The organism is Psychrosphaera sp. HA2-10 (genome assembly GCF_055693745.1).
Window position 1 is genome coordinate 964432 of sequence record NZ_CM146341.1, and the last position, 25635, is coordinate 990066.

The 25635-nt window shown below is 39.9% G+C and carries 21 protein-coding genes and 2 tRNA genes; 12 read left to right on the top strand and 11 right to left on the bottom strand.

Going from position 1 to position 25635, the window contains the following annotated elements:
• Positions 1 to 383: 383 nt before the first annotated feature.
• Positions 384 to 1280 (top strand): ABC transporter ATP-binding protein, encoded by an 897-nt coding sequence (locus ACZ1GV_RS04470; RefSeq protein WP_210559796.1) that lies wholly within the window; start codon positions 384 to 386, stop codon positions 1278 to 1280.
• Positions 1281 to 1289: 9 nt separating this feature from the next.
• Complete coding sequence (locus ACZ1GV_RS04475) at positions 1290 to 4844, top strand: ABC transporter permease/M1 family aminopeptidase (RefSeq protein ID WP_472675417.1); 3555 nt, start codon at positions 1290 to 1292, stop codon at positions 4842 to 4844.
• A 717-nt stretch (positions 4845 to 5561) separates the two neighbouring features.
• Here the strand turns inward: ACZ1GV_RS04475 and metK are convergent.
• On the bottom strand, positions 5562 to 6713 hold the full coding sequence (metK, locus tag ACZ1GV_RS04480; protein ID WP_472675418.1) for a methionine adenosyltransferase: 1152 nt from the start codon (positions 6711 to 6713) through the stop codon (positions 5562 to 5564).
• Between the two features lie 218 nt (positions 6714 to 6931).
• Between metK and ACZ1GV_RS04485 the strand changes: the two genes are divergently transcribed.
• The 3 genes from ACZ1GV_RS04485 (at position 6932) to ACZ1GV_RS04495 (ending at position 12721) form a co-directional block, all read left to right on the top strand.
• Positions 6932 to 9718: a M16 family metallopeptidase gene (locus ACZ1GV_RS04485; RefSeq protein WP_472675419.1), complete on the top strand. Its 2787-nt coding sequence runs from the start codon at positions 6932 to 6934 to the stop codon at positions 9716 to 9718.
• A 222-nt stretch (positions 9719 to 9940) separates the two neighbouring features.
• Positions 9941 to 12031 (top strand): S9 family peptidase, encoded by a 2091-nt coding sequence (locus ACZ1GV_RS04490; RefSeq protein WP_472675420.1) that lies wholly within the window; start codon positions 9941 to 9943, stop codon positions 12029 to 12031.
• A gap of 78 nt (positions 12032 to 12109) precedes the next feature.
• A complete protein-coding gene (locus ACZ1GV_RS04495; protein WP_472675421.1) occupies positions 12110 to 12721 on the top strand; it encodes an acyltransferase in 612 nt (203 codons plus the stop codon).
• 60 nt (positions 12722 to 12781) lie between these two features.
• On the opposite strand, the gene ACZ1GV_RS04500 is transcribed toward ACZ1GV_RS04495, so the two are convergent.
• The 5 genes from ACZ1GV_RS04500 to ACZ1GV_RS04520 all read right to left on the bottom strand — a co-directional run bounded on the left by ACZ1GV_RS04500 (position 12782) and on the right by ACZ1GV_RS04520 (position 15142).
• Entirely contained in the window at positions 12782 to 13111 is a 330-nt protein-coding gene (locus tag ACZ1GV_RS04500; protein ID WP_472675422.1) for a TusE/DsrC/DsvC family sulfur relay protein, read from the bottom strand.
• A gap of 43 nt (positions 13112 to 13154) precedes the next feature.
• Entirely contained in the window at positions 13155 to 13451 is a 297-nt protein-coding gene (locus ACZ1GV_RS04505) for a DsrH/TusB family sulfur metabolism protein (protein WP_472675423.1), read from the bottom strand.
• A gap of 13 nt (positions 13452 to 13464) precedes the next feature.
• Entirely contained in the window at positions 13465 to 13827 is a 363-nt protein-coding gene (gene tusC, locus ACZ1GV_RS04510; protein ID WP_472675424.1) for a sulfurtransferase complex subunit TusC, read from the bottom strand.
• 7 nt (positions 13828 to 13834) lie between these two features.
• Complete coding sequence (gene tusD, locus ACZ1GV_RS04515) at positions 13835 to 14191, bottom strand: sulfurtransferase complex subunit TusD (protein WP_472675425.1); 357 nt, start codon at positions 14189 to 14191, stop codon at positions 13835 to 13837.
• Between the two features lie 285 nt (positions 14192 to 14476).
• Positions 14477 to 15142, bottom strand: coding sequence for a Bax inhibitor-1/YccA family protein (locus ACZ1GV_RS04520; RefSeq protein ID WP_472675426.1), 666 nt, complete (start codon positions 15140 to 15142; stop codon positions 14477 to 14479).
• A 459-nt stretch (positions 15143 to 15601) separates the two neighbouring features.
• Between ACZ1GV_RS04520 and ACZ1GV_RS04525 the strand changes: the two genes are divergently transcribed.
• A tRNA-Ser gene (locus ACZ1GV_RS04525) sits at positions 15602 to 15693 on the top strand.
• A 50-nt stretch (positions 15694 to 15743) separates the two neighbouring features.
• A tRNA-Ser gene (locus tag ACZ1GV_RS04530) sits at positions 15744 to 15835 on the top strand.
• 501 nt (positions 15836 to 16336) lie between these two features.
• Here the strand turns inward: ACZ1GV_RS04530 and ACZ1GV_RS04535 are convergent.
• The 4 genes from ACZ1GV_RS04535 to ACZ1GV_RS04550 all read right to left on the bottom strand — a co-directional run bounded on the left by ACZ1GV_RS04535 (position 16337) and on the right by ACZ1GV_RS04550 (position 19606).
• On the bottom strand, positions 16337 to 17395 hold the full coding sequence (locus ACZ1GV_RS04535) for an NAD(P)/FAD-dependent oxidoreductase (RefSeq protein WP_472675427.1): 1059 nt from the start codon (positions 17393 to 17395) through the stop codon (positions 16337 to 16339).
• A gap of 64 nt (positions 17396 to 17459) precedes the next feature.
• Positions 17460 to 18188 carry an SDR family NAD(P)-dependent oxidoreductase gene (locus ACZ1GV_RS04540; protein WP_472675428.1) on the bottom strand — a complete coding sequence of 243 codons (729 nt, stop codon included), beginning with the start codon at positions 18186 to 18188 and terminating at the stop codon, positions 17460 to 17462.
• Positions 18189 to 18190: 2 nt separating this feature from the next.
• Positions 18191 to 18610 (bottom strand): thiol-disulfide oxidoreductase DCC family protein, encoded by a 420-nt coding sequence (locus tag ACZ1GV_RS04545; RefSeq protein ID WP_472675429.1) that lies wholly within the window; start codon positions 18608 to 18610, stop codon positions 18191 to 18193.
• Positions 18611 to 18697: 87 nt separating this feature from the next.
• Positions 18698 to 19606: a TIGR01777 family oxidoreductase gene (locus ACZ1GV_RS04550; RefSeq protein ID WP_472675430.1), complete on the bottom strand. Its 909-nt coding sequence runs from the start codon at positions 19604 to 19606 to the stop codon at positions 18698 to 18700.
• A gap of 109 nt (positions 19607 to 19715) precedes the next feature.
• On the opposite strand from ACZ1GV_RS04550, the gene ACZ1GV_RS04555 reads away from it, so the two are divergent.
• Genes ACZ1GV_RS04555 through ACZ1GV_RS04565 form a run of 3 tightly spaced genes read left to right on the top strand, consistent with a single transcriptional unit; the run spans position 19716 to position 23178 of the window.
• Positions 19716 to 20780: an AI-2E family transporter gene (locus ACZ1GV_RS04555; RefSeq protein WP_210559783.1), complete on the top strand. Its 1065-nt coding sequence runs from the start codon at positions 19716 to 19718 to the stop codon at positions 20778 to 20780.
• A 43-nt stretch (positions 20781 to 20823) separates the two neighbouring features.
• Positions 20824 to 21330: a TIGR03546 family protein gene (locus tag ACZ1GV_RS04560; protein WP_472675431.1), complete on the top strand. Its 507-nt coding sequence runs from the start codon at positions 20824 to 20826 to the stop codon at positions 21328 to 21330.
• Between the two features lie 15 nt (positions 21331 to 21345).
• Positions 21346 to 23178 carry a TIGR03545 family protein gene (locus ACZ1GV_RS04565; RefSeq protein ID WP_472675432.1) on the top strand — a complete coding sequence of 611 codons (1833 nt, stop codon included), beginning with the start codon at positions 21346 to 21348 and terminating at the stop codon, positions 23176 to 23178.
• A gap of 101 nt (positions 23179 to 23279) precedes the next feature.
• On the opposite strand, the gene ACZ1GV_RS04570 is transcribed toward ACZ1GV_RS04565, so the two are convergent.
• Positions 23280 to 23963 (bottom strand): PEP-CTERM sorting domain-containing protein, encoded by a 684-nt coding sequence (locus ACZ1GV_RS04570; RefSeq protein WP_472675433.1) that lies wholly within the window; start codon positions 23961 to 23963, stop codon positions 23280 to 23282.
• Between the two features lie 153 nt (positions 23964 to 24116).
• Between ACZ1GV_RS04570 and ACZ1GV_RS04575 the strand changes: the two genes are divergently transcribed.
• On the top strand, positions 24117 to 24914 hold the full coding sequence (locus tag ACZ1GV_RS04575; RefSeq protein ID WP_472675434.1) for an acyl-CoA thioesterase: 798 nt from the start codon (positions 24117 to 24119) through the stop codon (positions 24912 to 24914).
• A 76-nt stretch (positions 24915 to 24990) separates the two neighbouring features.
• On the top strand, positions 24991 to 25626 hold the full coding sequence (pdxH, locus tag ACZ1GV_RS04580; RefSeq protein WP_472675435.1) for a pyridoxamine 5'-phosphate oxidase: 636 nt from the start codon (positions 24991 to 24993) through the stop codon (positions 25624 to 25626).
• The last annotated feature ends 9 nt before the right edge of the window (positions 25627 to 25635 follow it).

Below are 25635 nucleotides of genomic sequence, written 5' to 3' on the forward strand. Positions count from 1 at the left end.
CTACCGCAACGACTAACTTCGCCAAAGAACAGATGAACATAACTTTACGCAAGAGGTCTCCAAGGCATGGATGCCTTGGTTAAGCGCTTCAGGGAAGAACTTGAGCGGCCGATGCAGTAAAGTTACGTTCAGCGGTTCTGTGCCAACTATGCCCCGATGGAGTAAAGTTATGTTCAGCTGTTCTATGCCCCCCAAACGAATGGATGCCTTGGTTAAGCGCTTCAGGGAAGAACTTGAGCGACCGATGCAGTAAAGTTACGTTCAGCGGTTTGGAATCCCAAAATCTTGTTACAAATTAGAGACTAATAGTTAATCCGGGCTGTTTTTTTATTCGTCACATTATGCCATTCTAGGAAAAGGCAAAATAACTAAACGGAATTCAAATGTTATCAATTTCAAATCTTTCAAAAACTTATAACAATGGTGTGAAAGCACTAAACAACGTCAACTTGACGGTACCTAAAGGTATGTACGGATTACTTGGACCAAACGGTGCCGGTAAATCATCTTTAATGAGAACCATCTCTACATTGCAAATGCCAGACTCAGGTAGCATAACTTTTGATGGTATCGATGTACTAAACAACCCAAATGAGCTGCGTAAGCGCTTAGGTTATTTGCCACAAGATTTTGGTGTTTATCCTCGTGTTAGCGCATATGACCTGTTGGATCATTTAGCTATTTTGAAAGGTCTTGAAAATAAAGCTGAACGTAAAGAGGCGGTAGAGGGCTTATTGGCTCATACCAACTTATTTCAACATAAAGACAATGCAGTAAGCGGATTTTCAGGCGGTATGCGTCAACGTTTTGGTATTGCTCAAGCCTTATTAGGCGACCCAGATTTATTAATTGTTGATGAGCCAACGGCTGGACTAGACCCAGAGGAACGCAATCGTTTTCACAACTTGCTAGTCAGTTTAGGTGAAGAAAAAGCCATTATCCTTTCTACGCATATTGTTGATGATGTGACTGAATTGTGTCCAAACATGGCCGTATTAGGCGCAGGTCAAATTCTGTTGGAAGGAAATCCGATAGAGTTAACTAACCAACTAGGCCAAAAGATCTGGAGAAAAACAGTTTCACAGCAAGAGTTTGCTGAGATTGAAGCTAATCTGCCAGTGATTTCACAGCGACTGTTTGCCGGTAAAACGATTGTGCACGTATATGCCGATACTCAACCTGAAGGTTTTGAAGCGGCGCCAGCGAATTTAGAAGATGTCTATTTCTCGACACTTTATAATTCTCGTCAATCAGCTCCATCTAACAGCACTGCAGCTTAGGGGCGTCGTATGTTTTTAAATATGCTTAAATTTGAGTGGCGATATTACGTTCGTCAACCGTCGTTTTATGTAACCTGTTTAACGTTTTTCCTATTGCCATTTTTAGCGATGGTGAGCGATTCGGTCATAATAGGTGGTCAGAATACCACGTTTAATGGCTCTTACGCAGTTGCACAAACCATGTTGATCTTAGGGATTTTCTCCATGTTTTTAGTGGTTAATTTTATGGCCACTACCGCGACTAAAAATGACTCGTCTCACATGGCCGAGTTACTTTATACCAAACCGATGAACCCGTTAACATATCAATTGGGTCGTTTCTTTGGTACATACCTAGTGATACTAGTTGTGTTTGCCATGGTGCCATTAGGCATTTTAATAGGCTCTTGGATGCCTTGGCTTGATTCAGAGCGACTAGGTCCTACAGATCTTACTTTCTATTTAACAACGTACTTCTATTTTTCTGTACCTACGTTATTTGTTTTCTCGGCTATATTTTATTCGGTAGCGCAAAAGTTTAAATCGATGATGTCGGTTTACTTGGCTGCAGTGGCAATGTTTATCTTGTACATCGTTAGCGGCAACTTCATTAGTGAACCCGAATATCGTTATATCGGAGCGTTAACCGATCCGTTTGGTATTAGAACCTTTGCCGATATTACTCGTTACTGGACGCCGGTTGAGCGAGACAGCCAAGTAATCTATTTAGAGGGCGTATTGTTATATAACCGTCTAATTTGGATCGGTATTAGTGTTGCTATTATTGCGCTATTTGGAAAAATTGCTTCACCGTTAACATTAGCGCCAAAAGCAAATCCTAAGAAGAAAAAAGCTAAAAAAGAAGAAGTTGCACCAGTTAACGCAAATATAAAATATAAAAGTGCAGCGTCAGGTACTTGGGCAAAATTCAAAACAAGAACTTTATTTGAAATCAAACAAATTATGTTTAGCCCGCCGTTCTATATCTTGTTGATATTCTCTGGTTTTACCATTGTTTCATCGTTTTTTGGTCATGGTGATTTTTACGGTACTTCAGAATGGGCACTTACTAAGTCTATGGTTACAAAGATATCTGGTAGCTTTAGCTTAATGATGATTGTCATCATCACTTATTATAGTGGTGAAGTAGTGTGGCGTGAACGCAGTTCTGGAATGGGCGATATTGTCGATAGCATGCCTGTTTTTAATATGACATTTTGGTTGTCTAAACTGATTGCTGTTTGGCTAACGCTTTTATCACTATTTGTTATAGGTATGTGTGTCACTATTACTTATCAGTTGATTGCTGGTGTGAATGATATTGAACTAGGCCAGTATTTTATCAGTCTGTTCTTTTTCCAGGCACCAGGCATGTTGATGATGGTGGTTTTAGCGTTTTTCCTTCAAGTATTAAGCCCAAACAAGTTTGTTGGTATGCTTTTATTCCTTGGCTATTTTTTAGCAAGCTTAAGCTTTTACCAATTAGGGCTAGAGCATAATTTATTGAATTTTGCTTCACATCCAATTATGCAGTATTCGGACTTAAATGGTTACGGCTGGTACTTAGAAACACAGGCTTGGTATCTCATTTATTGGGGCGCTATGTGTGTCATTTTAAGTACAATTAGCTATGCCCTTTGGCAGCGAGGCCCTCAAGTTGCATTAAAACATCGTTTTAAGCAAATGGGTTATCAAATGCAAACCGGAGGAAAAATTACAATTGCTTCTGCGGCTTTGGTGTTTGTACTTTCTGGTAGTTACATTTACTACAACACAGCGGTTGTTAACGAGTATTACTCTAGTGATGAGATGATGGAAATCCGCACTGATTATGAAAAGCAGTTTGATCAGTATGTAAACGATCCGATTCCTGTTATTACTCGTGTTAATGCAAAAGTTGATATTACGCCAAGTGAAAGAACGATTGTTGCTACCGCTGAAATAACGGTTAAAAACAAGTTCGACACGCCAATATCTCGTTTCTTAGTGAATGCACCTCGTTTCGCAGAGGCTTGGAACGTACAGCTTCCTAATGGCTCGATGCAGGAGGTTGATTCACGTTTAGGCTCAGCTTGGTTCGTATTTGATGAACCTTTACAACCTGGCGAGACTTTGGAAGGTGAAATTACCGTAACTCGAACCGTTAAAGGCTTTAAAGATAAAGGCTTTGATGTACAGCTAGTTAAAAACGGCACCTTCATTAATAACTTTGAGTTATTCCCAATTTTTGGTGTAAACACACAAGGTTATTTATCCGACAGACATGAGCGCAGAAAACGCGATTTGCCTGCGCCGAAAAGAGCGAACAAGTTAGAGGATGAAGAGTTTTATAATCAAAGCTTCTTTGGTAAAGGAAACGACTTCATAGACTTTGAAACGACAATTTCTACTGAGCTAGACCAAGTGGCTATAGCTCCTGGTTACTTGCAGAAAGAGTGGGTTGAAGGTGATAAGCGTTATTTCCATTATAAAATGGACTCGCCGATGATTAACTTCTATTCCATTTTGTCGGCTCGATTAGATGTCAAAAAAGAAGTTCACAAAGGTATTAACATTGAGGTTTATTACCACCCTAAACACTTTATGAATGTGGATGTAATGATTGAGTCCACTAAAGATTCAATTGACTACTTCACTGAAGCATTTGGTCCATACCAGCATAAACAAATGCGCATCATTGAGTTCCCTGGTTACAGAGGCTTTGCTCAAAGTTTTGCTAATACAGTGCCTTATTCGGAAAACATTGGTTTTACTACAGACCTACGTGATCCTGACAATATTGACCCTGTTTATTATGTAACGGCGCACGAACTGGCGCACCAATGGTGGGCGCATCAGGTTGGCAGTGCAGACGTACAGGGTAGTGCAATTCTGTCTGAGTCGTTGTCACAATACAGTGCGATTATGGTGATGGCGAATAAGTATGGTGATAATAAGTTACGTAAGTTTTTGAAATATGAACTAGACCGTTACCTACGTGGCCGAACTCAAGAATCAATTGAGGAAATGCCACTAATGCGAGCTGAAAACCAAGGGTATATTCATTACCAAAAAGGTTCAGTGGTAATGATGGCGATTAAAGATAGGCTAGGTGAAGAGCGTTTAAATCAGGCGCTAAGAAACTTATTGCAGAAGTTTAAATTTAAGAGCGATCCTTATCCAACGACTTTGGATCTGGTTGCTAGTTTAAACGGCGTAAGTAATAGCGAAGAGCAGTCGTTTATCAAAGACTTGTTTGAGGAAATTACACTTTATGATTTACAAGCTAAAACAGCAGACATTGTTGAGTTAGATAACGGTAAGTATGAAGTAACCTTTAAAGTTGATGGTAAGCGTTATAATGCTGATGGCAAGGGTGCTGAAACACCGGCTGAGCTTAAAGAGTACGTTGATATTGTGCTATTTAGTGAAGATCCAGAAGATTTGAATGCTGAAGTTACTGTTTTGTACGAAAAGAAACATTTGGTTATTGAGGGTGAAAACATCTTCAAACTTATCGTTGATTTAAAACCTAAGTATGCTGGTGTTGATCCATTCGTTAAGTTGATTGACCGAGACAGCTCTGACAATGTCATTAAGCTTTAATACCTAAACTCGACGATTCAAGTTTTAAGTCTTAAACCAGACTAACTTGAACATCGCCTAGAGGCGACACTATTAAAAGGACCTTCGGGTCCTTTTTTGTTTCACCGTCGCTGATAATGAAATGCCAGCACCGCTCTTGGAAATCTTTACGTATATCGCTTCGCTGGATTTGTTATGCAACGAGGACGGCATAAATACATCCATGTAGCCTCGGCGATTCATCCTTGAATCGCGACGCCATCGCTGATAATCAAATGCCAGCGCCGCTGTTGGAAATCTTTACGTATATCGCTTCGCTGGATTTGTTATGCAGCGAGCCTGCTGCCTTAAGTTCGAACAAATTTTCTATACCGCAACGACTCACTTCGCCAAAGAACAGATGAACATAACTTTACGCAAGAGGTCTCCAAGGCATGGATGCCTTGGCTAAGCGCTTCAGGGAAGAACTTGAGCGGCCGATGGAGTAAAGTTATGTTCAGCGGTTCGATGCCCCCAAACGAATGGATGCCTTGGCTAAGCGCTTCAGGGAAGAACTTGAGCGGCCGATGAAGTAAAGTTATGTTCAGCGGTTCTATAAACCCAAACAAATGGATGCCTTGGTTAAGCGCTTCAGGGAAGAACTTGAGCGGCCGATGAAGCAGGCATAAAAAAAGGACCCGAAGGTCCTTTTTTTAAAGCAGCGCTTGTCTCAACTCAATTGCTGCAAAAACTTATTGCTTATAAGCCAGCGTCAGCGCGCAATGCTTCTACTTTGTCAGTACGTTCCCATGGGAACTCTTCGCGACCAAAGTGACCGTATGCAGCTGTGCCTTTATAAATAGGGCGCTCTAGGTCTAACATTTGAGTTAGGCCGTATGGACGTAGGTCGAAGTGACGACGTACTAATTCGATTAGTTTGTCTTCTTCAAGCTTGCCTGTGCCAAATGTTTCAACGCTGATAGACGTTGGCTCTGCAACACCAATCGCATAAGAAACTTGAAGTTCAGCTTTATCAGCAAGGCCAGCCGCTACTAAGTTTTTAGCAACGTAACGTGCTGCGTATGCGCCTGAACGGTCAACTTTTGAAGGATCTTTACCAGAGAACGCACCGCCACCGTGACGAGCCATGCCGCCGTATGTATCAACAATAATCTTACGGCCTGTTAAACCACAGTCACCCATTGGTCCACCAATTACAAAGCGGCCTGTCGGGTTGATGAAGTATTTAGTTTTCGCTGATAACCATTCTGCAGGCAGAGTAGGCTTAACAATCGTTTCCATTACAGCTTCAACTAAGTCTTTTTGACTAATAGTGTCACAGTGTTGAGTAGAAAGTACTACTGCATCGATGCCAACTGGTTTGCCATTTTCATAGATAAAAGTTACCTGAGATTTTGCATCAGGACGTAACCAAGGAAGTGTGCCGTCTTTACGTACTTGTGCTTGACGTTTTACTAAACGGTGCGAGTACTCAATTGGAGCAGGCATTAATACTTCAGTTTCGTTACATGCATAACCAAACATTAAACCTTGGTCGCCAGCACCTTGTTCGCTAGGGTCTTTACGATCAACACCTTGGTTGATGTCTGGAGACTGTTTACCGATTGTATTTAAAATTGCACAAGAGTCTGCGTCAAAGCCCATATCTGAATGAGTGTAACCAATTTCACGAACTGTACTACGAGTTAACTCTTCAATATCAACCCAAGCTGAAGTGGTAATTTCACCACCAACCATAACCATACCTGTCTTAACGTATGTCTCACACGCAACACGTGCCTTTGGGTCTTGCTCTAAAATTGCGTCTAATACTGCGTCAGAAATCTGATCTGCGATTTTATCTGGATGACCTTCAGATACTGATTCCGATGTGAATAAATGTTGTGCCATTTAACCTATCTCTTTAATTACGTAAATTTTGCGGTAATTTTAGCTAAGTTTTTCGGTTTTGCATATTACTTTTTTACGCCTAGACGTCTAAACACTTATATGGTCCTAAATTGTTAACAAAGTGTTACAAGTTAAAAGTTAGTTTTAATAGCCATATTTGGTATAAAACGCGTAATAGAACGTCGACATATTATTATAAATTCAGGGAGCTTCATTGAATGAAGATTTTTAACAGCAATAACAAGTCAAAGTTTACAAAAACGGTTCTGGCATCTGCCGTCTTTTTTGCCCTAGCAGGGTGTTCAGCGACTCAGCAAAGTGTCGCGCCAGAAGTTGTTGCGACTAACGCTAAAATGGAATTCGTTCGAAATGTAGAAGGTATCAATGAATATACCTTGTCAAATGGTATGAAAGTACTGATGTACCCAGACGAAGCGCAGCCAAAAACTCTGGTTAACATCACCTATAAAGTAGGTTCAGTCCACGAAAAGTATGGTGAGACTGGTATGGCCCACCTTTTAGAGCACATGTTATTTAAAGGCTCTACAAGCTACAAAGCAATCGACACCGAATTTAATAAGCGCGGTATGCGCGTAAATGCGACAACCTGGCTAGATCGTACTAACTATTTTGAATTATTTGAATATGATGAAGCTAACTTAGAGTGGGCTTTAGGAATGGAAGCAGACCGTATGGTTAATGCGACCTTTACTAAAGAGCAACTTGAGTCTGAAATGACCGTGGTTCGTAATGAAATGGAGCGTGGTGAAAATAACCCATTCCGTATGTTGTCTTCGCGATTAGCATCTACTGCCTTTTTATGGCACAACTATGCAAACTCTACGATTGGCGCACGTTCAGACGTTGAAAACTTTCCTTTCCAAGTTTTACGTGACTTTTATAAGCGTCATTACCGTCCAGACAACGCCGTATTAACAGTAGCAGGTCGTTTTGATAAAGAAAAAACAATCGAAATGATTGAAAAGACTTTTGGCAAGTTACAGCAACCTGAAACGCCAATAGAAAAGCTATATACCGTTGAACCGACTCAAGACGGCGAGCGTGAGGTTAATCTACGTCGTACAGGTGACGTGCCAATGATTGCGGCTGTATATCATGTTCCATCAGCGCTTCATGAAGATACGCCAGCGGTACAAGTGTTAGCGCAGATATTATCTGATAACGCTCGTGGCCGTATGCAGAAGAAAATGGTCGAGCCTGGTTTAGCGACAGGTGCCTACGCCTACTCTTATCTACTAAAAGATCCATCAACTTTTACCGTATTAGCTCAAGGCTCAAAAGGTAAAGATACAACCGAGATGGAAAAAGCATTAGTAGCGATGGTTGAAGGTATTAAAGATAATACAATTTCAGAGTCGGAAGTAGCGGTTGCCAAAGCTGCTATTTTAAAAGAAACAGAAGAAGCGTTGCGTAACGTGACGTCGGTAGGTATGGAATTATCAGAATACATCGCGATGGGTGACTATCGTTATATCTTCTATTTCCGTGACTTAGTAGAAAAAGTAACAGCTGCTGACGTTCAGCGAGTTGCAGAGCAATACTTTGTAGAAAGTAACCGTACGCTAGGGCGCTTTATCCCAACCAAAGAGCCTGTGCGTGCGGAAATTTCTGAGGCAAAAGATATTTCAGAACTATTAGCAGACTATAAAGGCCGTAAAGCTGTTGCTAATGGCGAAGTTTATGACAATAACGTTGAAAATGTCTTGGCTCGTTTACAGGAGTTTACTTGGGCAACCGGCACACAGGTCAGTATTTATCCGAAGAAGCTACGCGCTGGCGAAGTGAATATTGCAATGACTTTCCCTGTTGGTTCTGAGAAATCATTAAAAGGTTATGAGGCTGACTTTAAGATGTTAGGTGGTTTGATCATGAGCGGTACTGAAAAGTACAGCAAAGAGCAAATTGCTTCTAAGTTAGATGAATTAAAAGCGAGCATTAATATTTCTACGCGTACTTTAGGTGAAATCAACGTTTCAGTTAAAGCAGTAAAAGAAAACTTAGATAAAACGTTAGACTTTATTCAGGAGCTATTAGTTAACCCAACGTTTAAACAGTCTGAAGTTGAAATTGATCGTAAAGCAATGATCACAGGTCTTGAGATGAACCGTAGTGAGCCTCAAGCAGTTGCGGCTTCAGTGCTAAGTAAAACTTTTAACGGTCATGAAGCTGGTCACCCATCAGCGTTTCAAACGATTGATGAGCAAATTGCTGGTTTAAAAGCGGTATCATCTGAGCGTCTTAAAAAGCTGCATTCAACACACTTCAACGTAAGTAATGGCTACGTAGCCGTTGTTGGTGATGTAGAGCCTAAGATTATTTCTACTCAATTAGAAATGCGCTTAAGCGAATTAGCTGGTAAGGCAAAGTATGCGAAACTTGAAGATGAAATCAACGCGGTAACGGGTCAAGAAAACTGGATTGAAACGCCAGACAAAGCAAATGCTCAGTTATATATTGCGCATGTAGTTGACCTAAACCCACAAGAAGATGATTACTATGCGACTTACATTGCAAACCAAATCTTTGGTGGCAGTGGTTTTGCTTCTCGTCTAATGCAGCGTATCCGTGTTAAAGAAGGTTACAGCTACGGTACGGGCTCTTGGTTACAAATGGAGTTTGATGAAGAGAAGGGGATGTTCATCATGTCTGCAATTGCGGCTCCTGAGAACATGAAAAAAGTAGTTGAAGCTTATAAAGAAGAAGTGCAAAAAGTATTAGACGAAGGTTTCTCTGATAAAGAGGTGACTGACGCTATTAACGGTGCACTCAAGTCACTTCGAGTTACATGGTCAAGTGAAGCATATATTGCTCGCATGTTAAACGGCAACAAGCAAATGGGCCGTGATATGAAATGGTTCTCTGAATACCAAGCAAAACTACCAACGGTAACTGTTGAGCAAGTAAACGCGGCCTTTGCTAAGTATATTGCTCAGCAAGAGTTAAACATTTTTGCGGCAGGTGATTGGGCAAAGGTAGAAAAATAAAGCTTGGCCTTTTTAATCTACAAAGCTATTTGTTAACTACGACTCAGTAAAAATGACTCGTTAACACGACTAGCAAAAAAATGTGAAAGCGTGGCAGTTAACTCTGTCGCGCTTTTTTGTTTTATGGCCGATAAAACTCCTTACCTGTTTGTTTTTAAGCCATAAATGCGATTACACTGAAGTTAGAAATAATTTCAAGAAATGACAATGAAAGGAACTAATATGAAACGAACACACGTTTCTATCGCGCTACTTTTACTTAGTACTCACCTTACTGGGTACAGTTATGCGTTGGAAGGTAACAATTCGACAGCCATTACGTCTCAAACAGAAGAGGCAGCAACGAGTAAAAAGTTTGAAGCTGAAGATATATTTGAACTTGAATATGCCAGTGCTCCGCAAGTCTCTCCTGATGGAAAATGGGTTATTTATACCAGACGTAGTCATGATGTTATGACCGACGGGACTCGTTCTAATCTTTGGATATCTAGAACAGACGGCTCATTACATCGTCCATTGTTGTCAGGGAAAAAGGCTTATATGGGAGCGTCATGGTCGCCAAATGGCGATAGAGTTGCCTATTTATCGAACGAAGAGGGTCGAACACAGCTTTATGTTCGTTGGATGGATACTGGGCAAACCGCGCTAGTAACTAATGTGCAATCGGGTATCAGTAATGTTTCGTGGTCACCTAATGGCCAGCAAATTGCGTTTACTATGTCAGTTGATGACACTACAAAACCTTTATCGGTAAAAATGCCAAAACGTCCTAAGGGCGCAAAATGGTCGGAATCAGTTACCTATGTAACAAAAGCTCGATATCAAGCTGATGGCGCGGGTATTTTAGATCCAAAATTCAGTCATATTTTTGTTATACCAGCCGACGGGGGAACGCCTCGACAACTTACTAGTGGTAATTTTAATCACGGTGGCAACTTATCTTGGGCTCAAGATGGCAGTCGAATATATTTTTCAGCTTATCGTAATGCAGACTGGGAATATCAGACACGTGAATCAGATATTTACTCTGTTGTAGTTAATGGCGAACAGGCCGGCGAGCTCATTCAAGTTACTGATAGACCAGGTGGTGAATACTCGCCAGTGGTATCGCCAGACGGGAAAAAATTAGCGTTTGTTTCAATTGATAATAAACCACTTGCGTATCGAAATAGAATATTAGAAGTGATGGACTTATCGAGTAAAAAAGTAAGTGCGGTGACTGCTGATATTGATAACTCCGTAAGTGGCATAAAGTGGAGTGAAAACAACTCAGGCTTATATTATCAAATGACCGAACGAGGGCTTATTACGGTTGGTTTTTCGACATTAGAAAGCCGTCATATGAAAATTGTTGAAGGGTTAGGCGGAACCACAATTGGCCGCCCTTATGCATTTGCTAATTATGATGTTGATAACGATGTTATAGCTTACACAAAAGGCAGCGCTCAACGACCGGCAGATATTTTTGTAAGAAGAAAAGGGAAAGACTTTCAGATAACACAATTGAATGAAGATTTACTTGGGCACAAAAACTTAGCGGAAGTAAAGGAAGTAGTATACAACTCGTCTATTGATGGCGAAGAAATTCAAGGTTGGTATTTGTTGCCACCAAACTTTGATCCAGCTAAGAAGTACCCATTAATTCTTGAGATTCACGGTGGCCCTCACTTAGCGTACGGTCCTCATTTCTCGGCTGAGATGCAACGTTTTGCCGCAGAAGGTTATGTTGTTTTTTATGACAACCATCGTGGTTCAACTGGTTATGGTGAGCGCTTTGCGTTGTTGTTACAAAATAAGTACTCAAGTAAATGGGACTTTGCCGACCATATGTCGGGCGTTGACGCGATGATTAACAAAGGTTTTATTGATTCAGACAAGCTTTATATTACTGGTGGTTCAGCTGGTGGTATTGCCTCTGCTTATGCAATTGGTTTAACAGATAGATTTAAAGCCGCTGTAGTTGCAAAGCCAGTGATAAACTGGATATCAAAAGTATTGACCGCTGATAGTTATTTGGGTCAGATACCATTTCAATTTCCAGGTATGCCGTGGGATAACTTTGAACACTACTGGGAGCGTTCGCCGCTGTCGCTAGTGGGCAATGTGACTACGCCAACTATGTTAATTACCGGTGAGAACGATCGCCGTACGCCAATGTCCGAAACCGAGCAGTTTTATCAAGCATTAAAGCTTCGTAAAGTTGATACGATAATGGTCCGCGTTCCAGGCTCACCGCACGGTATTGCAAGTCGTCCATCAAGAATGGTGGCGAAAATTGAAAATATCTTAGCCTGGTTTAAAAAGTACCCTTAAAGCTAATTTGTTTGTTTACATTTACTTTCGTAAAACGTAGATTGCTAGCGGTTAATTTATGATTATATGGAAGATGCAATGAAGAGAATCGTAGAGCTTATTTTGCACGACCCGTTAAAAGTTTTTGACTTTTTAAGGTCTAAGCTATTAATTTTATTTATGAAGTTAAGCTCTAAAGTGATTATTGCTGGCTCAATTAGAGTTTCTGGAGTTCCAATAATTGATTTACGTTCAGGAACCAGTCTTATTCTAGAAGATGGCGTAGTTTTAAATTCAAGGAACAAGGGGTACCACTTAAATATGTTTGCCCCGGTAAAACTATTTGCAGATAAGCCTGGCGCTGTTATAAGTATTGGAAAAAACACCCGAATACATGGCTCAGCAATTCACGCGTTTGAGTCAATTGAAATAGGTGAAAATTGTTTAATTGCAGCGAACTGCCAAATATTTGATGGGAACGGGCATGCAACTTCCTTTGACGATGTTGAAAATAGAATTAATACTAAAGGTGGAAGCAGACCTGTTTGTATCAAAGATAATGTTTGGCTTGGAGTCAATGTAGTTGTACTTCCTGGGGTTACAATAGGGGAAGGATTGATTGTATCGGCAAATAGCGTAGTTACAAAAGATATACCGGCGATGTCTGTCGTAAGAGGTAATCCAGCTACCGTAGTCAAAGTAGTTAACTAAGTAAAATGTTAAGCCCGACAGGTGATATTTTGCATACCTGAGCGGGCTTTTTTGTGCCTGTTATATACACTTCGCGGGTTTTGGCAAACCTGCGATACGAGTCGCTTGTTTTGCTGGGCCTTTTGGAAATAGCTTGTATAAATAAATGCTGTTGCCTTTGTCTGCTCCAAGCTGTTTTGCCATTGCTTTCACTAACATTCGAATTGCAGGTGATGTTTTGTATTCTTTATAAAAGTCACGAACAAAATTAACGACTTCCCAATGATTTTCGGTCATTGTTATATTTTCTAGCTCAGCAATATGCTCAGCAAGTGGCACACTCCAGTCGTCAATATTCGCTAAATATTCGTGTTTATCTGTTGCGTACTGCGTACCGTTAAATTCAATCATTATTCTTAATTCTTAATTCTTAATTCTTAATTCTTAATTCTTATTACCAAGATATTATATTTTTAGCATGTTCAGTGAGCTGAACCCAAAGCTCATCTTCAATAGCCTCAATATCAACACCCTTGTCAGCTTGTGCCGATAAGTTTATGCGTCTAGCATTGATGTCTAAGGCTCGAGCATATAGCAGAGGAGAGGGGCTGTTAAGCTCGCTTTGTAGCAAATAAACGGAATCTTGTAAAAACAAAACACGGTCATCTGGGGCAACCATAGATTGAGCCTGTAGCCAGCCGTTTGGACTGAAAATCATGTGGAGGCTATAACTATGTGATGAAAAGGGCATATTAGACTCCTAATTAAATTACAAAAATATGGTCAGCGTTGCTTTTTAGTTTTATAAAGTCGCTATGCTCAATAGTCTCAATATTCGCTAATCGTTCATTGTTGCTCAAGCCAAATTCACTCAAGCTGTCACTATGCGCATACACCTTGTCAATATCGTATATATCCAACGCTTTAATCGTACTTATGTAATCCTTCTGTGATATGGATTCTGCATCTTGATGAGCTAGTGTTTGAAATACACCCTGCTTAAAAAAAACGACGGCAACATCTTGCTCATATGAGCCAAGTATCAAGCTCAAATCGAGCGCCTCTTTACCCTGTAAGTCATTAAAGGTAGGTGTAGTGTGAATGACTAAAACTGATTTGGTATTCATAATCGCTCTACTTAAATTGGATAACTTTATCGGCAAGGGTGCAACGTTCAGCAAACTCAGCAAGGCCAGCTATCTTAAAGCCTGGCATCACATTATCTTCATTTACTCCTCGTTTTACTGCAGCCGTTACGCACAACCAAAGTGGTACACCATAAGTAATGTGAAGATCAGATAATGCTTGCTGACCATTAAGTTCATCTGAGCTAATGTCTAGGTATGGAAGGGCGTTGGTTATCCCATCTTGATACAAAAAAATGGCATCGATAATATGACCCTGCGCAATGGCTGCCTCACAAAATTGGCAAGCGGATAATACAGATTGCTCTGACCATGCTTTGCCTTGCAACATTAATAAATAACGCATGAATTTCTCATTTTTTGATTCCGATAGTTATAGTTTAAAGCAAATTTTGTAGATAACCCATGTAACCATCAGAAAATAGTTAAAAAACAAAAAACAAAAAACAAAAAACAAAAAACAAAAAACAAAAAACAAAAAACAAAAACTAAAAACTAAAAACAAAGAATCAATCACAACATCAATCACCAAGGCCGCACTGTCAATATCGGTGTTTAATATTGTCGTCAACGACAAATTTAAGACAAAAAAAAGCGCCACATTAAGTAGCGCTTTCCTTAAGTTTGGCTATTAGTCGTCGTTGCCGCCGAATGCCATTAAGATATTTATTAAGCTGATGAAAATGTTGTAGATAGATACAAACAGAGTCACAGTTGCAAGGATGTAGTTTGTTTCGCCACCTTTAACAATCGCTTGTGTTTGCATAAGGATCGCACCAGACGAGAACAAGATAAACATTGCACTAATTGCCAATGATAAAGCCGGTAACTGTAAGAAGATGTTTGCTACAACCGCAACAATCAATACCCAGAAGCCTGCTACCATCATTCCACCTAAGAATGACATGTCACGCTTAGTTGTTAATGCATAGGCAGAAACACCAAAGAACGTTAACGCTGTGCCACCAAGTGCCATCATTACGATTTCACCGCCACCTGCGCCAATTACCATGTTTAAAATAGGCCCTAGTGTGTAACCAAGGAAACCTGTGAATGCAAACACTGCAACTAAACCCATTGATGAGTTAGCTGCTTTATGGACAAAGAATAGTAAGCCATAAAAACCAACCAACGTCACAATTAACCCCGGGTGAGGTAAGTTTAATGCCATTGCACCGCCAGCAACCATAGCGGCAAACGCTAAAGTCATAGCTAATAATGAATAAGTGTTTCTTAGTACCTTGTTCTGCGCTAATACAGAGGTTTGAGTACCTTGATACGCCATTCTGCTGTCCATTTTGAACTCCTGTTGTTTCATAAAATAAAACGTTGTTTAAAAACTTTCGATAGTTTTCATTAAATTGTATTCCTGGTCAATATATATAGGTAAACAATTTAGTTTCAAGATATTTATACGACATTAATACGCATTTTGATTAAATTAAACGCGATTAAATCAACCTTTTTATAAACACCCAAATGTATTGTGTTAGGGCTTTGTGCTAATTATCACCACAAATGAAGTTAACTAATATTATTCTTGGTTACTTCGCATTATGCTTATTTGATAAATAAAGTTTACAAAGGTTCAATTTAATATTGAAGGTTTACTCTAAATTTTAATGTTTTTTGAAATTTCGAATTAAAAAAGCCCCACTTTGTTTTAAAAATAGCCATACAAACTAAAAAACTGGTTTTTTTTAACGTTTAGACTTTACAAGGCGAATCAAGGTCTCTAATATGCGCTTCATCAAGTGGAGAGGTGGCAGAGTTCGGTCGAATGCACCTGACTTGAAATCAGGCGAAGGGTTAAACCTTCCGGGGGTTCGAATCCCTCCCTCTCCGCCACTTATACAAACATTGAGTTTTGTTATTTAAAACTTAATGAGTTCGACTTAGGAAAGCTGGCAGAGTTCGGTCGAATGCACCTGACTTGAAATCAGGCGAAGGGTTAAACCTTCCGGGGGTTCGAATCCCTCGCTTTCCGCCAAACAACGAAGCCCAGTCATTGACTGGGCTTTTTTGTATCTGCAATTTATGAAGAGAAGCCTCGGCGATTCATCCTTGAATTGCGACGCCATCGCTGATAATTAAATGCCAGCACCGCTCTTGAAATCTTTACGTATGTCGCTTCGCTGGATTTGTTATGCAGCGAGGACGGCATAAATACGTCCATGTAGCCTTGGCGATTCATCCGTGAATCGCGACGCCGTCGCTGATAATCAAATGCCAGCACCGCTGTTGGAAATCCTTGAGTATATCGCTTCGCTGGATTTGTTACATCGAACCTGTCGCCTCAAGTTCGAACAAACTTTCTATACCGCAACGACTCACTTCGCCAAAGAACAGATGAACATAACTTTACGCAAGAGGTCTCCAAGGCATGGATGCCTTGGCTAAGCGCTTCAGGGAAGAACTTGAGCGGCCGATGCAGTAAAGTTATGTTCAGCGGTTCTGTGCCAACTATGCCCCCGATGCAGTAAAGTTATGTTCAGTGGTTCAGCTTAAAAGCATCAACACACTCAATGGCACTCAGATACGCACCTTCTACGCGCCCACCTTTTGCCCAATCTCCAATTATTGCGTATTGCTGCTTGGCGTTAAATATCATTGTCGGCTTGTTTTTCTCATACTCTGCTAAATAACTTTCTGCAGGGCGAGCGTATCGCCAAAAATGAGCGTAACCGTCAACCAGGCGAACACCATCACCAAGATTGTTATTAATTATTAGCTCATTAAGCCAATCAAGAGCAATGTTTTGTATGTTTTTGGAATCGACACCAATGTGTTGTTTGGTAAATGCGGCATCAAAGTGAATATTCCAAAGATCGTCTATTTTTTGTTGAGGTTTTGCACCTGACTTAACTTCAGAAGTTAATCGGTTTTCTATTTGTCGTTGTGGTTTGTGGTTTTGCCTTGCTAACCAAGATACCTTTTCTCGACTAAACACCCCTTGCAATACGTCACTCACCTCACCTTGGGTTGCTAGTGTGACGGCCCAACAAGGCTCGTGGGCACCGCGTGGAATTTGATTTTGGATTGAAGGAATATCGGCAAAAAGTTCAAAAGCTTGTTCGGCTGGAATAGTAGAAATCAACCAGTCATAGATACCCACTAACTCCATGTTATCTCGCCACAACAACCACTTACCGTCGTCGTTTGTAATATGGTTTATTTTTGTATTGAGTTCTAATTTTTTATCTTTTAAAAGGTGCTTAGCAATTGAATTCATCTCTGGCGTGGCGACATATCTAAGCTCGGCGTCAGGGGATGCAGCAAGAACTTTTGCTCTTAACAATGACGGTGAGAACGACCAGGGTTCCACAAGGCCATGAGTTTGCCATTGTTCTATTTCAGCTACAAAGTGAGGATCTCTGGCGGTAAAATATTGTGCGCCCATGTCACAGTTTGCCCAAGACAGGCGTTTGGTATTCATACGGCCGCCGCGACCACGTGATTTTTCAATCACAGTAACATTATGTCCTAGCCTTGATAACTTATCTGCGACAACGGCCCCGGTTAGACCTGCGCCTATAATTGCTATTTTCATCTTGAATCCTTTTTACAGCTAATTCCGTCTAATATTGTGACGGTAAATTGGCGTTTTTATGTCATTACCAGTTAATTATGTTGCCTTGCCAATCAACATAGCTTAATTGATTATCATAGGGTTGTTTTTCAACCACATTTATAAAAAAGTCAGCCGATTTTTCGGCGGAGAACAGCTGTTCGCTGGGCACATTAGCTTGAAAGGGCTTTGATAACGGACTATCCGTTGTACCAGGGTGATAGCTAATTAACTTTATACCTTTGTAACTTCTGGCACATTCGATGGTAATGTTTTGCAATAACATATTTAATGCTGCTTTGCTGGCGCGATAGCTATGCCATCCGCCGAGTCCATTGTCAGATATGCTGCCAATACGTGCTGATAACGCTGCTATTTTAAATTGTTGAGATTTTTCGCAAAGACTTAAAACTGCCTGAATAATTGATATTGGTGTGATTGTATTTGCTGCAATAACAGCGGAAAAAGTGTCAGGGTTAAATTGGCTGAGCGCTTTTTCAGGCCTGAATTTATCTGAGTGGAGTATGCCGTTAAAAATATAAACACCGACAATATTTTTCTTGCTAATTTCTAATGGTTTCAGAGCTGCTTTAAGATTTATCGCTGAGTAGTCCTCAACCGTAATTGAATGAACTTGACTTGATGAAACGTCGATGGCCTTGCGACTAAATGCATAAACGTCGTTGTTTGGTTGTTCGATCAGCTTTTGGATTACAGCGTTCGCAATTGCGCTGGATGCGCCAAATATTAAATAACACGAGTGAGCCTTTGACATACTTATTTTTCTCCAGGTCGGCCGATTTGGCAAGACTCGCATCGAGCATTTCCAGTTAAAAACGCAGAGATGGAATAGCGATTTTTAGCAAACCAAAGATATATAGGATCAGCAAAAAATCGCAACCATCGCCAAGTTAAAGGTTTGAATAACCAACCCTTGCCGACGATTTCCCACGCTTTATAAGTTACGTCTAAACCTAGTAGTAGCCTTCCACTTTGATCAATAGCGTGGAGGATTCTATTGGCCTGCGCAACATCAACTTGGGGGTATAACTCCATTTGAGATGAGTTTTGAGTGTTTATAAATTCGATTTTTTTATTGTGATCAACTTTAGCTAATTTGCTCATTTCAGCAACGCACAAAGGACAACAGCCATCGTAAAACAGCAGGAATTTATTACTATTTGTCTGTTTTTTCACAATACACCTCTGATTATCCTTAAACTAAACGAAATACTTTGTTTAAGTTACAAAAATGACCCGTCAACACGACTGGCCATTAGGGCACTAGTGTTTATTAACGACTTCGTGTAAGGCTTCGTTTAAGTTTTCGTACTTAAAAGAAAAGTCAGCGTCGAGTAACTTTTGTGGCACGGCATTTTGACCGTAAAGAACTAAGTCAGCCATCTCACCCATGAGAATTCGAAGTACAAACTCTGGTACGGGAAACAAACAAGGGCGGTTCAATGTTTTCGCCAGCGTTTTACTAAACTCTTTATTAGTGACCGGGTTTGGTGCGGTGAAGTTAAATGGCCCAGTGAGTACAGGATGTTCGATTAAAAATTCGATTCCTGCCACCATGTCTTCAATGTGAATCCAAGGCATATATTGCTTACCTGAAGCAATGTGACCACCTAGTCCTAGCTTAAAAGGCAACAACATTTTATCAAGCGCACCACCGCGATGGCTTAATACAATACCGGTCCGTAACAGGGCAACATTGGCATGTTTAGCATGCATCGCTATGTCCTCCCATTGTTGGCAAAGTTTGTGGCTGAACTCTGGAAAATAACTGGTAAATTGTTCTGTGATAACAGCATTACCTTGTCGGCCGTAAATACCCACGGCGCTACCGCTAATAAAACGGATAGGATTATCCTCGCTTCGCTCTTTACTGATTTTGTTAACTATTTGATCCGTTAATGTCCAACGACTTTTGCAAAGATTCTGTTTTTGACTTTCACTCCAACGTTTAGCCACGATGGGTTCGCCTGCGAGATTTAAAATAACGTCAAAATCACAGAAGTTAACTTCCGATAAATCCTCAATTATTGTGACGTAAGGCGGCAAAATGTTTTTTGCAGATTCCTTATTTCGAGTAAGCACAGTAAACTGATCGTCAGGGTGTTTTTCGTGATGTTGTTCGATAAATGAACGACCAATCAAACCTGTACCGCCCGAGAGAAAATAATTCATAATAAAATGCCGTATTAAAAGGATTTAACTTGTTAATTAATCATAGTTCTTTTACGGTATTTAGCTGAAAAACGGTCATTAATTATTAAAAAGATTTAAAGGATTGTAGATGCCAAAGCTAGAAATTAATTTTGCGACAAAATTTCTGTTCGTAATGGCCTGTTTGGTCATTTTGTTAGCCGGAATTAAAGCTTCGAGTGCGATATTAGTCCCGTTTTTACTCTCTATTTTCATCGCTATTATCACTAACCCAATTGTAACCAGACTTGTTTCATGGCGAGTCCCAAGAGTCGTTGCTGTTTTAATCGTACTTTCTTTGCTACTCGTGGCTGGCTTAAGTCTAGCTGGCGTAGTTGGTCAATCATTTAACGATTTTTCGAAGTCGTTACCTGAGTATCAAGAAAAATTAGCTTCAGAATTGCATTGGTTAGTAGGGCAGTTGGCCTTATTCGATATCAATGTAGATAAGTCGCAGTTAACCGAATACTTTAATCCTGGTGTTGCTATGCAAATGGTTGGCAATCTACTAAGTGGCTTTGGTGGCGTTATGGCCAATCTGTTTTTGATTGTGTTAACGGTCGTATTTATGTTGTTTGAGGCACCGGATGTTAACAAAAAAATTCATATAGCCTTGCACGATCCAAAGATGAAATTACACCATATTGATCGCTTTTTAGACTCGGTAAACAGCTATTTGGCGATTAAAGCGTTAGTTAGTTTAGGTACAGCCTTATTGGTTGCACTATTGTTATGGGTGCTTGATGTCGATTATGTATTGCTATGGGCGGTACTTGCTTTCCTATTTAATTTTATTCCTAATATAGGTTCGATAATAGCAGCGGTTCCGGCCGTATTACTGGCTGTGGTGGTTCAAAGCCCAGCTGTTGCTGGCTTAGTTGCAATTGGTTATATCGGCATCAATACCGTAATGGGTAATATTGTAGAGCCGAAGTTTATGGGCCGCGGATTAGGCTTGTCTACGTTAGTTGTGTTTTTGTCGTTAATATTCTGGGGTTGGTTATTAGGTACCGTAGGTATGTTATTGTCGGTTCCATTGACTATGATTGTTAAGATTGCATTGGAAGCAAATGACGATAGTAAATGGCTCGGCTTGTTGCTTGGCAATGTAGATGACGACAAGCTGGAATCTCAAGTTGATGATCTTGTTAAATAGTATTAACAAAGTAAGCAAAATTTAAAATAAACAAGGAGTTTATGTGATTAGTTTATTGGCTAAATTGCTCAATGTATTAAATTCAGATACAAAACCAAGTCAGATTGCACTCGCTATCGCACTGGCTATGCTTGTAGGATTTAACGGCTTTATTAGTGTCGTTGGTTTGGTCGTAATTTTGTTGCTATTTATCATACGATGTAATTTAACGATATTTTTAGCATTTTCTGCCGTGTTTGGCGTAGTTTCTGCCCTAATAAGTTCTATATCTCACACTTTAGGCTCCGCGATACTTAATAACAGTGCATTACAAGATACCTTGACAGCGCTTTACCAAACATATTGGTTCAGATTAGATGAGCTCAATAATACAGTTCAAATGGGAGAGCTTGCACTATCTATTGTTTTGTTTATTCCGGTGTACTTACTTAGCCTATTTCTAGTAATTAAATATCGTAATTCATTGATGCAATTTGTGAACAAATTTAAGGTTGTGCAAACTTTAAAAGCGTCGAAGTTCTATCGTATCTATGCGGCAACGCAAAGCTAAGGAGAGGTTAAGTTTATGGAAAACAAATCTACTAAAAAAGCTCCTGGGCCAATTCGTACAGGTGGCATCGCGGCATTATTCGTTACAGCAGGTACTTTGGGTGCACTTGGTTATTTTCTGGCTGAACCATTTGCGAAAAGCATTATTACAAGCAGTATGGAAAAGGCATTTGGTGCAGAAACAAATATTGAATCAGTTGATTTAAATTGGCAGCCCTTTGGTATTGCAATAAACCAACTACAGCAAGCAGATCCAGACCAACTTTCACAAAACTTATTTGAGTTTAATACGGCATCAGCCAGCGTGAATTTATGGGAATTATTGTTAGGCAATGTGCTTGTTGATGAGCTAACAGTCGACAAATTGGCGTTTAATACCAAACGAGAACAAATGGGTGAGGCAATTGTTTCCGACAGCTCTGAAGAACAACAAGAGGGTGATGAGTCCTCTGTATCAGGCGGATTAGAAGTTCCTTCGGCAAAACAGTTATTGGCTAAAGCGGACCTAATTACTGAGAAAAAAGCGAAGCAACTGAAAGCCGTTTGGGGCGAAGAAAATGAGGCGTTAAAAACGAAGTTGGCAGCTTTGCCAAGTAAAGACTCATTAAAAAGTTATGAGGCGCGCTGGAAAGAAATAGAAAATACCAAAATAAAATCTTTAGAAGACTTGGAAGCGCTTAAGCAAAAGGTTGATCAACTTAAGGCAGACATTAAGAAAGATAAAAGCGCAATTGACGAGTTAAAGTCACAATACAAATTAAGCAAGAATAATGTTGATCAAGCATATTCAGAATTAAAAGCTGCGCCCGATCAAGACTGGGACAAAATTAAATCGACATTACCGATTGATGATCCCAGTGCTGTTGCAATATCAAAACTGATATTTGGTGATGAGATTACAGGTTACATTGTAAAAGCAGAGGAACTGTATCAAATAATTAAACCCATTATTGATGCAAACAAAGAAGTGAAAGCCCAGGATAAACTCAAAGCTAACGAGAATGAAACTGGTGTATTTGTTGAGTTTAAGCTTGACCAACAGTGGCCGAGCTGGATGATTAAGCAACTATTGTTAAATGTCATCGCGCCGAATCAGCAGACTTATAAAGTGACAGGCGAAGAAATTACTAGTGAAAACTATGTTCGCAACACCGCAAGTCGTTATGCAGTCGATTTAGTGTCAGAGAGACAAGGTGAGTCATTTACTTTAAATGGCCAATACTTTATCAATAAAAAAGCTGATATAACGACAGAAGGTGACTGGGTTGCCAAGGGAATAGTTATCAATGATAAATCTTTATCAGATAGCGATGACTTGTCCATTGTTATGAGTAACGCGGAGTTAAAAGGCAATGGGCAGTTTAAATGGCAAGAACAACTTAGCAGTATTCACACTATGAAGTTCGATGATGTCGTGCTTTCTGGTGATGCGAATACAAACCTAGCAAAATTAACGTTAGACACGTTAAGCAAGGTATCTGCGTTTAATCTTAACGTTGGTGTGGATGGCAATATTTCTGCACCTGATGTGTCCATCAAGTCTGATCTTGATAATCAAATTAATGCGGCATTTAAACAGCAAGTGTCAGACCGTTGGGTTAGCGTTAAAGCAGAGACAAAAGAAAAACTAAACGAGCGAGTTCAAACAGAATTGAATTTGAACAACGATGACTTACAGAAATTTAATGAGATAAAAGCTCAATATGAAAACGCTGAGTCAAATTTGAAAAAGTTTGGTCAAGAGCAACTCGATAAATTCATTGATGAGAAAAAGTCGCAATACGAAGACAGCGTAAAAGACAAATTAAAAGATAAGCTAAAAGGCAAGCTTAAAGACTTTGGTTTTTAAGAGTTTACGAGGTTAATGAGAATAAAAAAAACGCCCAAAGAGGCGTTTTTTTTATTACATAGAAGAGCACGTAGTCGCTCTTCTTGTATGACAGAGTAGCTTTATTTCGATTTTAATTTACGGGCCGTTAGCGCTAAACCAGCCAATAATAACATCCATGAAGATGGTTCTGGAACGTCATCTGACTGCGTTGGAAGTGGATTACCTAAAGCGCCATTTCGCATCGACATTGAGTAATTACGATTATCACCGTCGATAACTACGCCGTCAAACACCGAAACTAGCAGGAACTGTCCAGAGTTATCCAAATCAGTAGTTGGTTCGTGATAAAGAGTCATAAAGTTACCATTACTTGATTCGTTAGAACCACTCAAGACAAAAGAACCTTCACCGGCGCCAGAACTACCCCAAAACGCAGTGTTTAAATTGTTTTCAATAAAAAGGCTAAAATTGATCATGTCTGGTGTAAAAGTATCACGAGAGATTGAAACTAAGTTCATCAGATTATTACCTGGTGAGTTTAAATTCAAAAAATCAAAGCTAACTTGGTAATTAAAATTAGAGAAGTCAGTTGCATTAATTGCATTTATGCCAAAATCTAATTCGCCAAAAAGGCTGAAAAAGCCCGTACCACTTACTTGGTATGCTTCACCGTTAATAGTTGTATCACCAGTGTAATTGATATCGAATTCGTAGGTGATTGGTCCTGCAAATGCGGTGCTAGATAGCAAAAGTGTTGTTGCGATAGCACAGTTTTTAGCGCTATTTTTGATAAAGTTTTTCACTATTAACCCCTAAATACAAATAACAGTGTTTCTTTATTTTGGCCGATTAATAAACAAATAGCAATAAAGTTTTGTTTTCAATGCCAATATTATTGGCTAGACTTGTCTGATTAAGTTTTGAGATCCGACCAGTTTAGTTAAGGATAGTTAAAAATGAATATCGATCAAATATTTACCGTCTTTCAAGATAAAAAAGAGACTTATCATTTGGTTATTCCAGATCATTGGTCACAAGGACGAACTGTGTTCGGCGGTTTATCGGCAGGTTTGGCATATCAGGCTGCAGAAAACTTGATTGAAGATGAACGAGAACTTAGAGCGTTTCATTGTAATTTTATTGGCCCAGTTAATGTGGAAGAGCCGATTGAGGTGACCGCAGAAATATTAAGAACGGGTAAAAATGTTACACAAATCTTAGCAAAAGTAGTTCAAAATGGACAAGTCGGTGTCATGGCACAAGTTTGTTTTGGTATTAGTCGCGACTCAAAACTTAATCATGCAGATCATCCGCGTCATGACATGACGATACCTAAAAAAGCCAAATATATTCCACAGATTCCAAAAATTGTACCTAAGTTTATTCGTCACTTTGATTTGGCGTTAGACAAAGGTAGCTTTTCGGTCGGGACTCGCAAAGATCCTGAAATGCATGGTTGGTGCAGATTGAGCCAAGCGCCTGAGAAAATGCGCATGGCCTATTTAATTGCATTGATGGATGCTTGGCCACCAACGATGTTTCAAATGATGAAACTACCAGCGCCAGCAAGTACAATGAGTTGGGACATTGAGTTTTTACACCCAATTAGTGAAATATCTCCAACTGATTGGTTAGCTTGCGTTGTTAAAGCGTCACATGTAAATCAGGGTTATGGTCATGAAGAAGCAAACTTTTGGGATCAGAACGGCAGGTTAGTCGCGTTGTGCCGACAAGTAGTGGCTGTTTTTGGATAAAAGTTAAAATTCGCTGACGTTTATTCGAAAAATATTCGTATACTGTAGCTAAGTTATTGTTATAGGGGAATTACAGGTGGAATTATCCAACCTTCGACGCGAGTATTGTCAAGGCAAGCTCAGCGAGTCAGATGTAAACTCAAATCCATTTGCGCAATTTGAATCTTGGCTTCAACAAGTTATCGACGCTAAATTACCCGACCCAACGGCTATGGTTGTAGCAACGGTTGATGGGCAAGGCCAGCCGTCACAACGAATTGTGTTACTGAAGCACTGTGATGACAATGGTTTTGTCTTTTTTACAAATTTAGGTAGTCGCAAAGCCCAAGAATTATCGAAAAACCCAAAAATATCCTTGCACTTTCCATGGCATATATTGGAACGTCAGGTCATTGTATTTGGTGAAGTAGAGCCGTTATCAACAAAAGAAAATATGGCGTACTTTTTATCCCGCCCGAAAGAAAGCCAACTCGCAGCGTACGCTTCTCATCAGTCTCACCCAATTAAATCGCGTGATTTACTTATGCAAGGATTTGAGCGGATGAAAGATAAATTCTCAAAAGGTGAAATTCCTGCCCCAGACTTCTGGGGCGGTTATCGTGTAAAACCGTCAAAAATTGAGTTCTGGCAAGGCGGTGAACATCGCTTACATGATCGTATTTTATATACTAAAAATGGCAATCAATGGAACATAGAACGACTAGCTCCGTAGTGCTTAACA

Bases quoted from the DNA above. Each gene is read 5' to 3' on its own strand.
- ACZ1GV_RS04470 (WP_210559796.1), top strand. From the start codon at position 384: ATGTTATCAATTTCAAATCTTTCAAAAACTTATAACAATGGTGTGAAA.
- ACZ1GV_RS04475 (WP_472675417.1), top strand. From the start codon at position 1,290: ATGTTTTTAAATATGCTTAAATTTGAGTGGCGATATTACGTTCGTCAA.
- metK (WP_472675418.1), bottom strand. From the start codon at position 6,713: ATGGCACAACATTTATTCACATCGGAATCAGTATCTGAAGGTCATCCA.
- ACZ1GV_RS04485 (WP_472675419.1), top strand. From the start codon at position 6,932: ATGAAGATTTTTAACAGCAATAACAAGTCAAAGTTTACAAAAACGGTT.
- ACZ1GV_RS04490 (WP_472675420.1), top strand. From the start codon at position 9,941: ATGAAACGAACACACGTTTCTATCGCGCTACTTTTACTTAGTACTCAC.
- ACZ1GV_RS04495 (WP_472675421.1), top strand. From the start codon at position 12,110: ATGAAGAGAATCGTAGAGCTTATTTTGCACGACCCGTTAAAAGTTTTT.
- ACZ1GV_RS04500 (WP_472675422.1), bottom strand. From the start codon at position 13,111: ATGATTGAATTTAACGGTACGCAGTACGCAACAGATAAACACGAATAT.
- ACZ1GV_RS04505 (WP_472675423.1), bottom strand. From the start codon at position 13,451: ATGCCCTTTTCATCACATAGTTATAGCCTCCACATGATTTTCAGTCCA.
- tusC (WP_472675424.1), bottom strand. From the start codon at position 13,827: ATGAATACCAAATCAGTTTTAGTCATTCACACTACACCTACCTTTAAT.
- tusD (WP_472675425.1), bottom strand. From the start codon at position 14,191: ATGCGTTATTTATTAATGTTGCAAGGCAAAGCATGGTCAGAGCAATCT.
- ACZ1GV_RS04520 (WP_472675426.1), bottom strand. From the start codon at position 15,142: ATGGACAGCAGAATGGCGTATCAAGGTACTCAAACCTCTGTATTAGCG.
- ACZ1GV_RS04535 (WP_472675427.1), bottom strand. From the start codon at position 17,395: ATGAAAATAGCAATTATAGGCGCAGGTCTAACCGGGGCCGTTGTCGCA.
- ACZ1GV_RS04540 (WP_472675428.1), bottom strand. From the start codon at position 18,188: ATGTCAAAGGCTCACTCGTGTTATTTAATATTTGGCGCATCCAGCGCA.
- ACZ1GV_RS04550 (WP_472675430.1), bottom strand. From the start codon at position 19,606: ATGAATTATTTTCTCTCGGGCGGTACAGGTTTGATTGGTCGTTCATTT.
- ACZ1GV_RS04555 (WP_210559783.1), top strand. From the start codon at position 19,716: ATGCCAAAGCTAGAAATTAATTTTGCGACAAAATTTCTGTTCGTAATG.
- ACZ1GV_RS04565 (WP_472675432.1), top strand. From the start codon at position 21,346: ATGGAAAACAAATCTACTAAAAAAGCTCCTGGGCCAATTCGTACAGGT.
- ACZ1GV_RS04575 (WP_472675434.1), top strand. From the start codon at position 24,117: ATGAATATCGATCAAATATTTACCGTCTTTCAAGATAAAAAAGAGACT.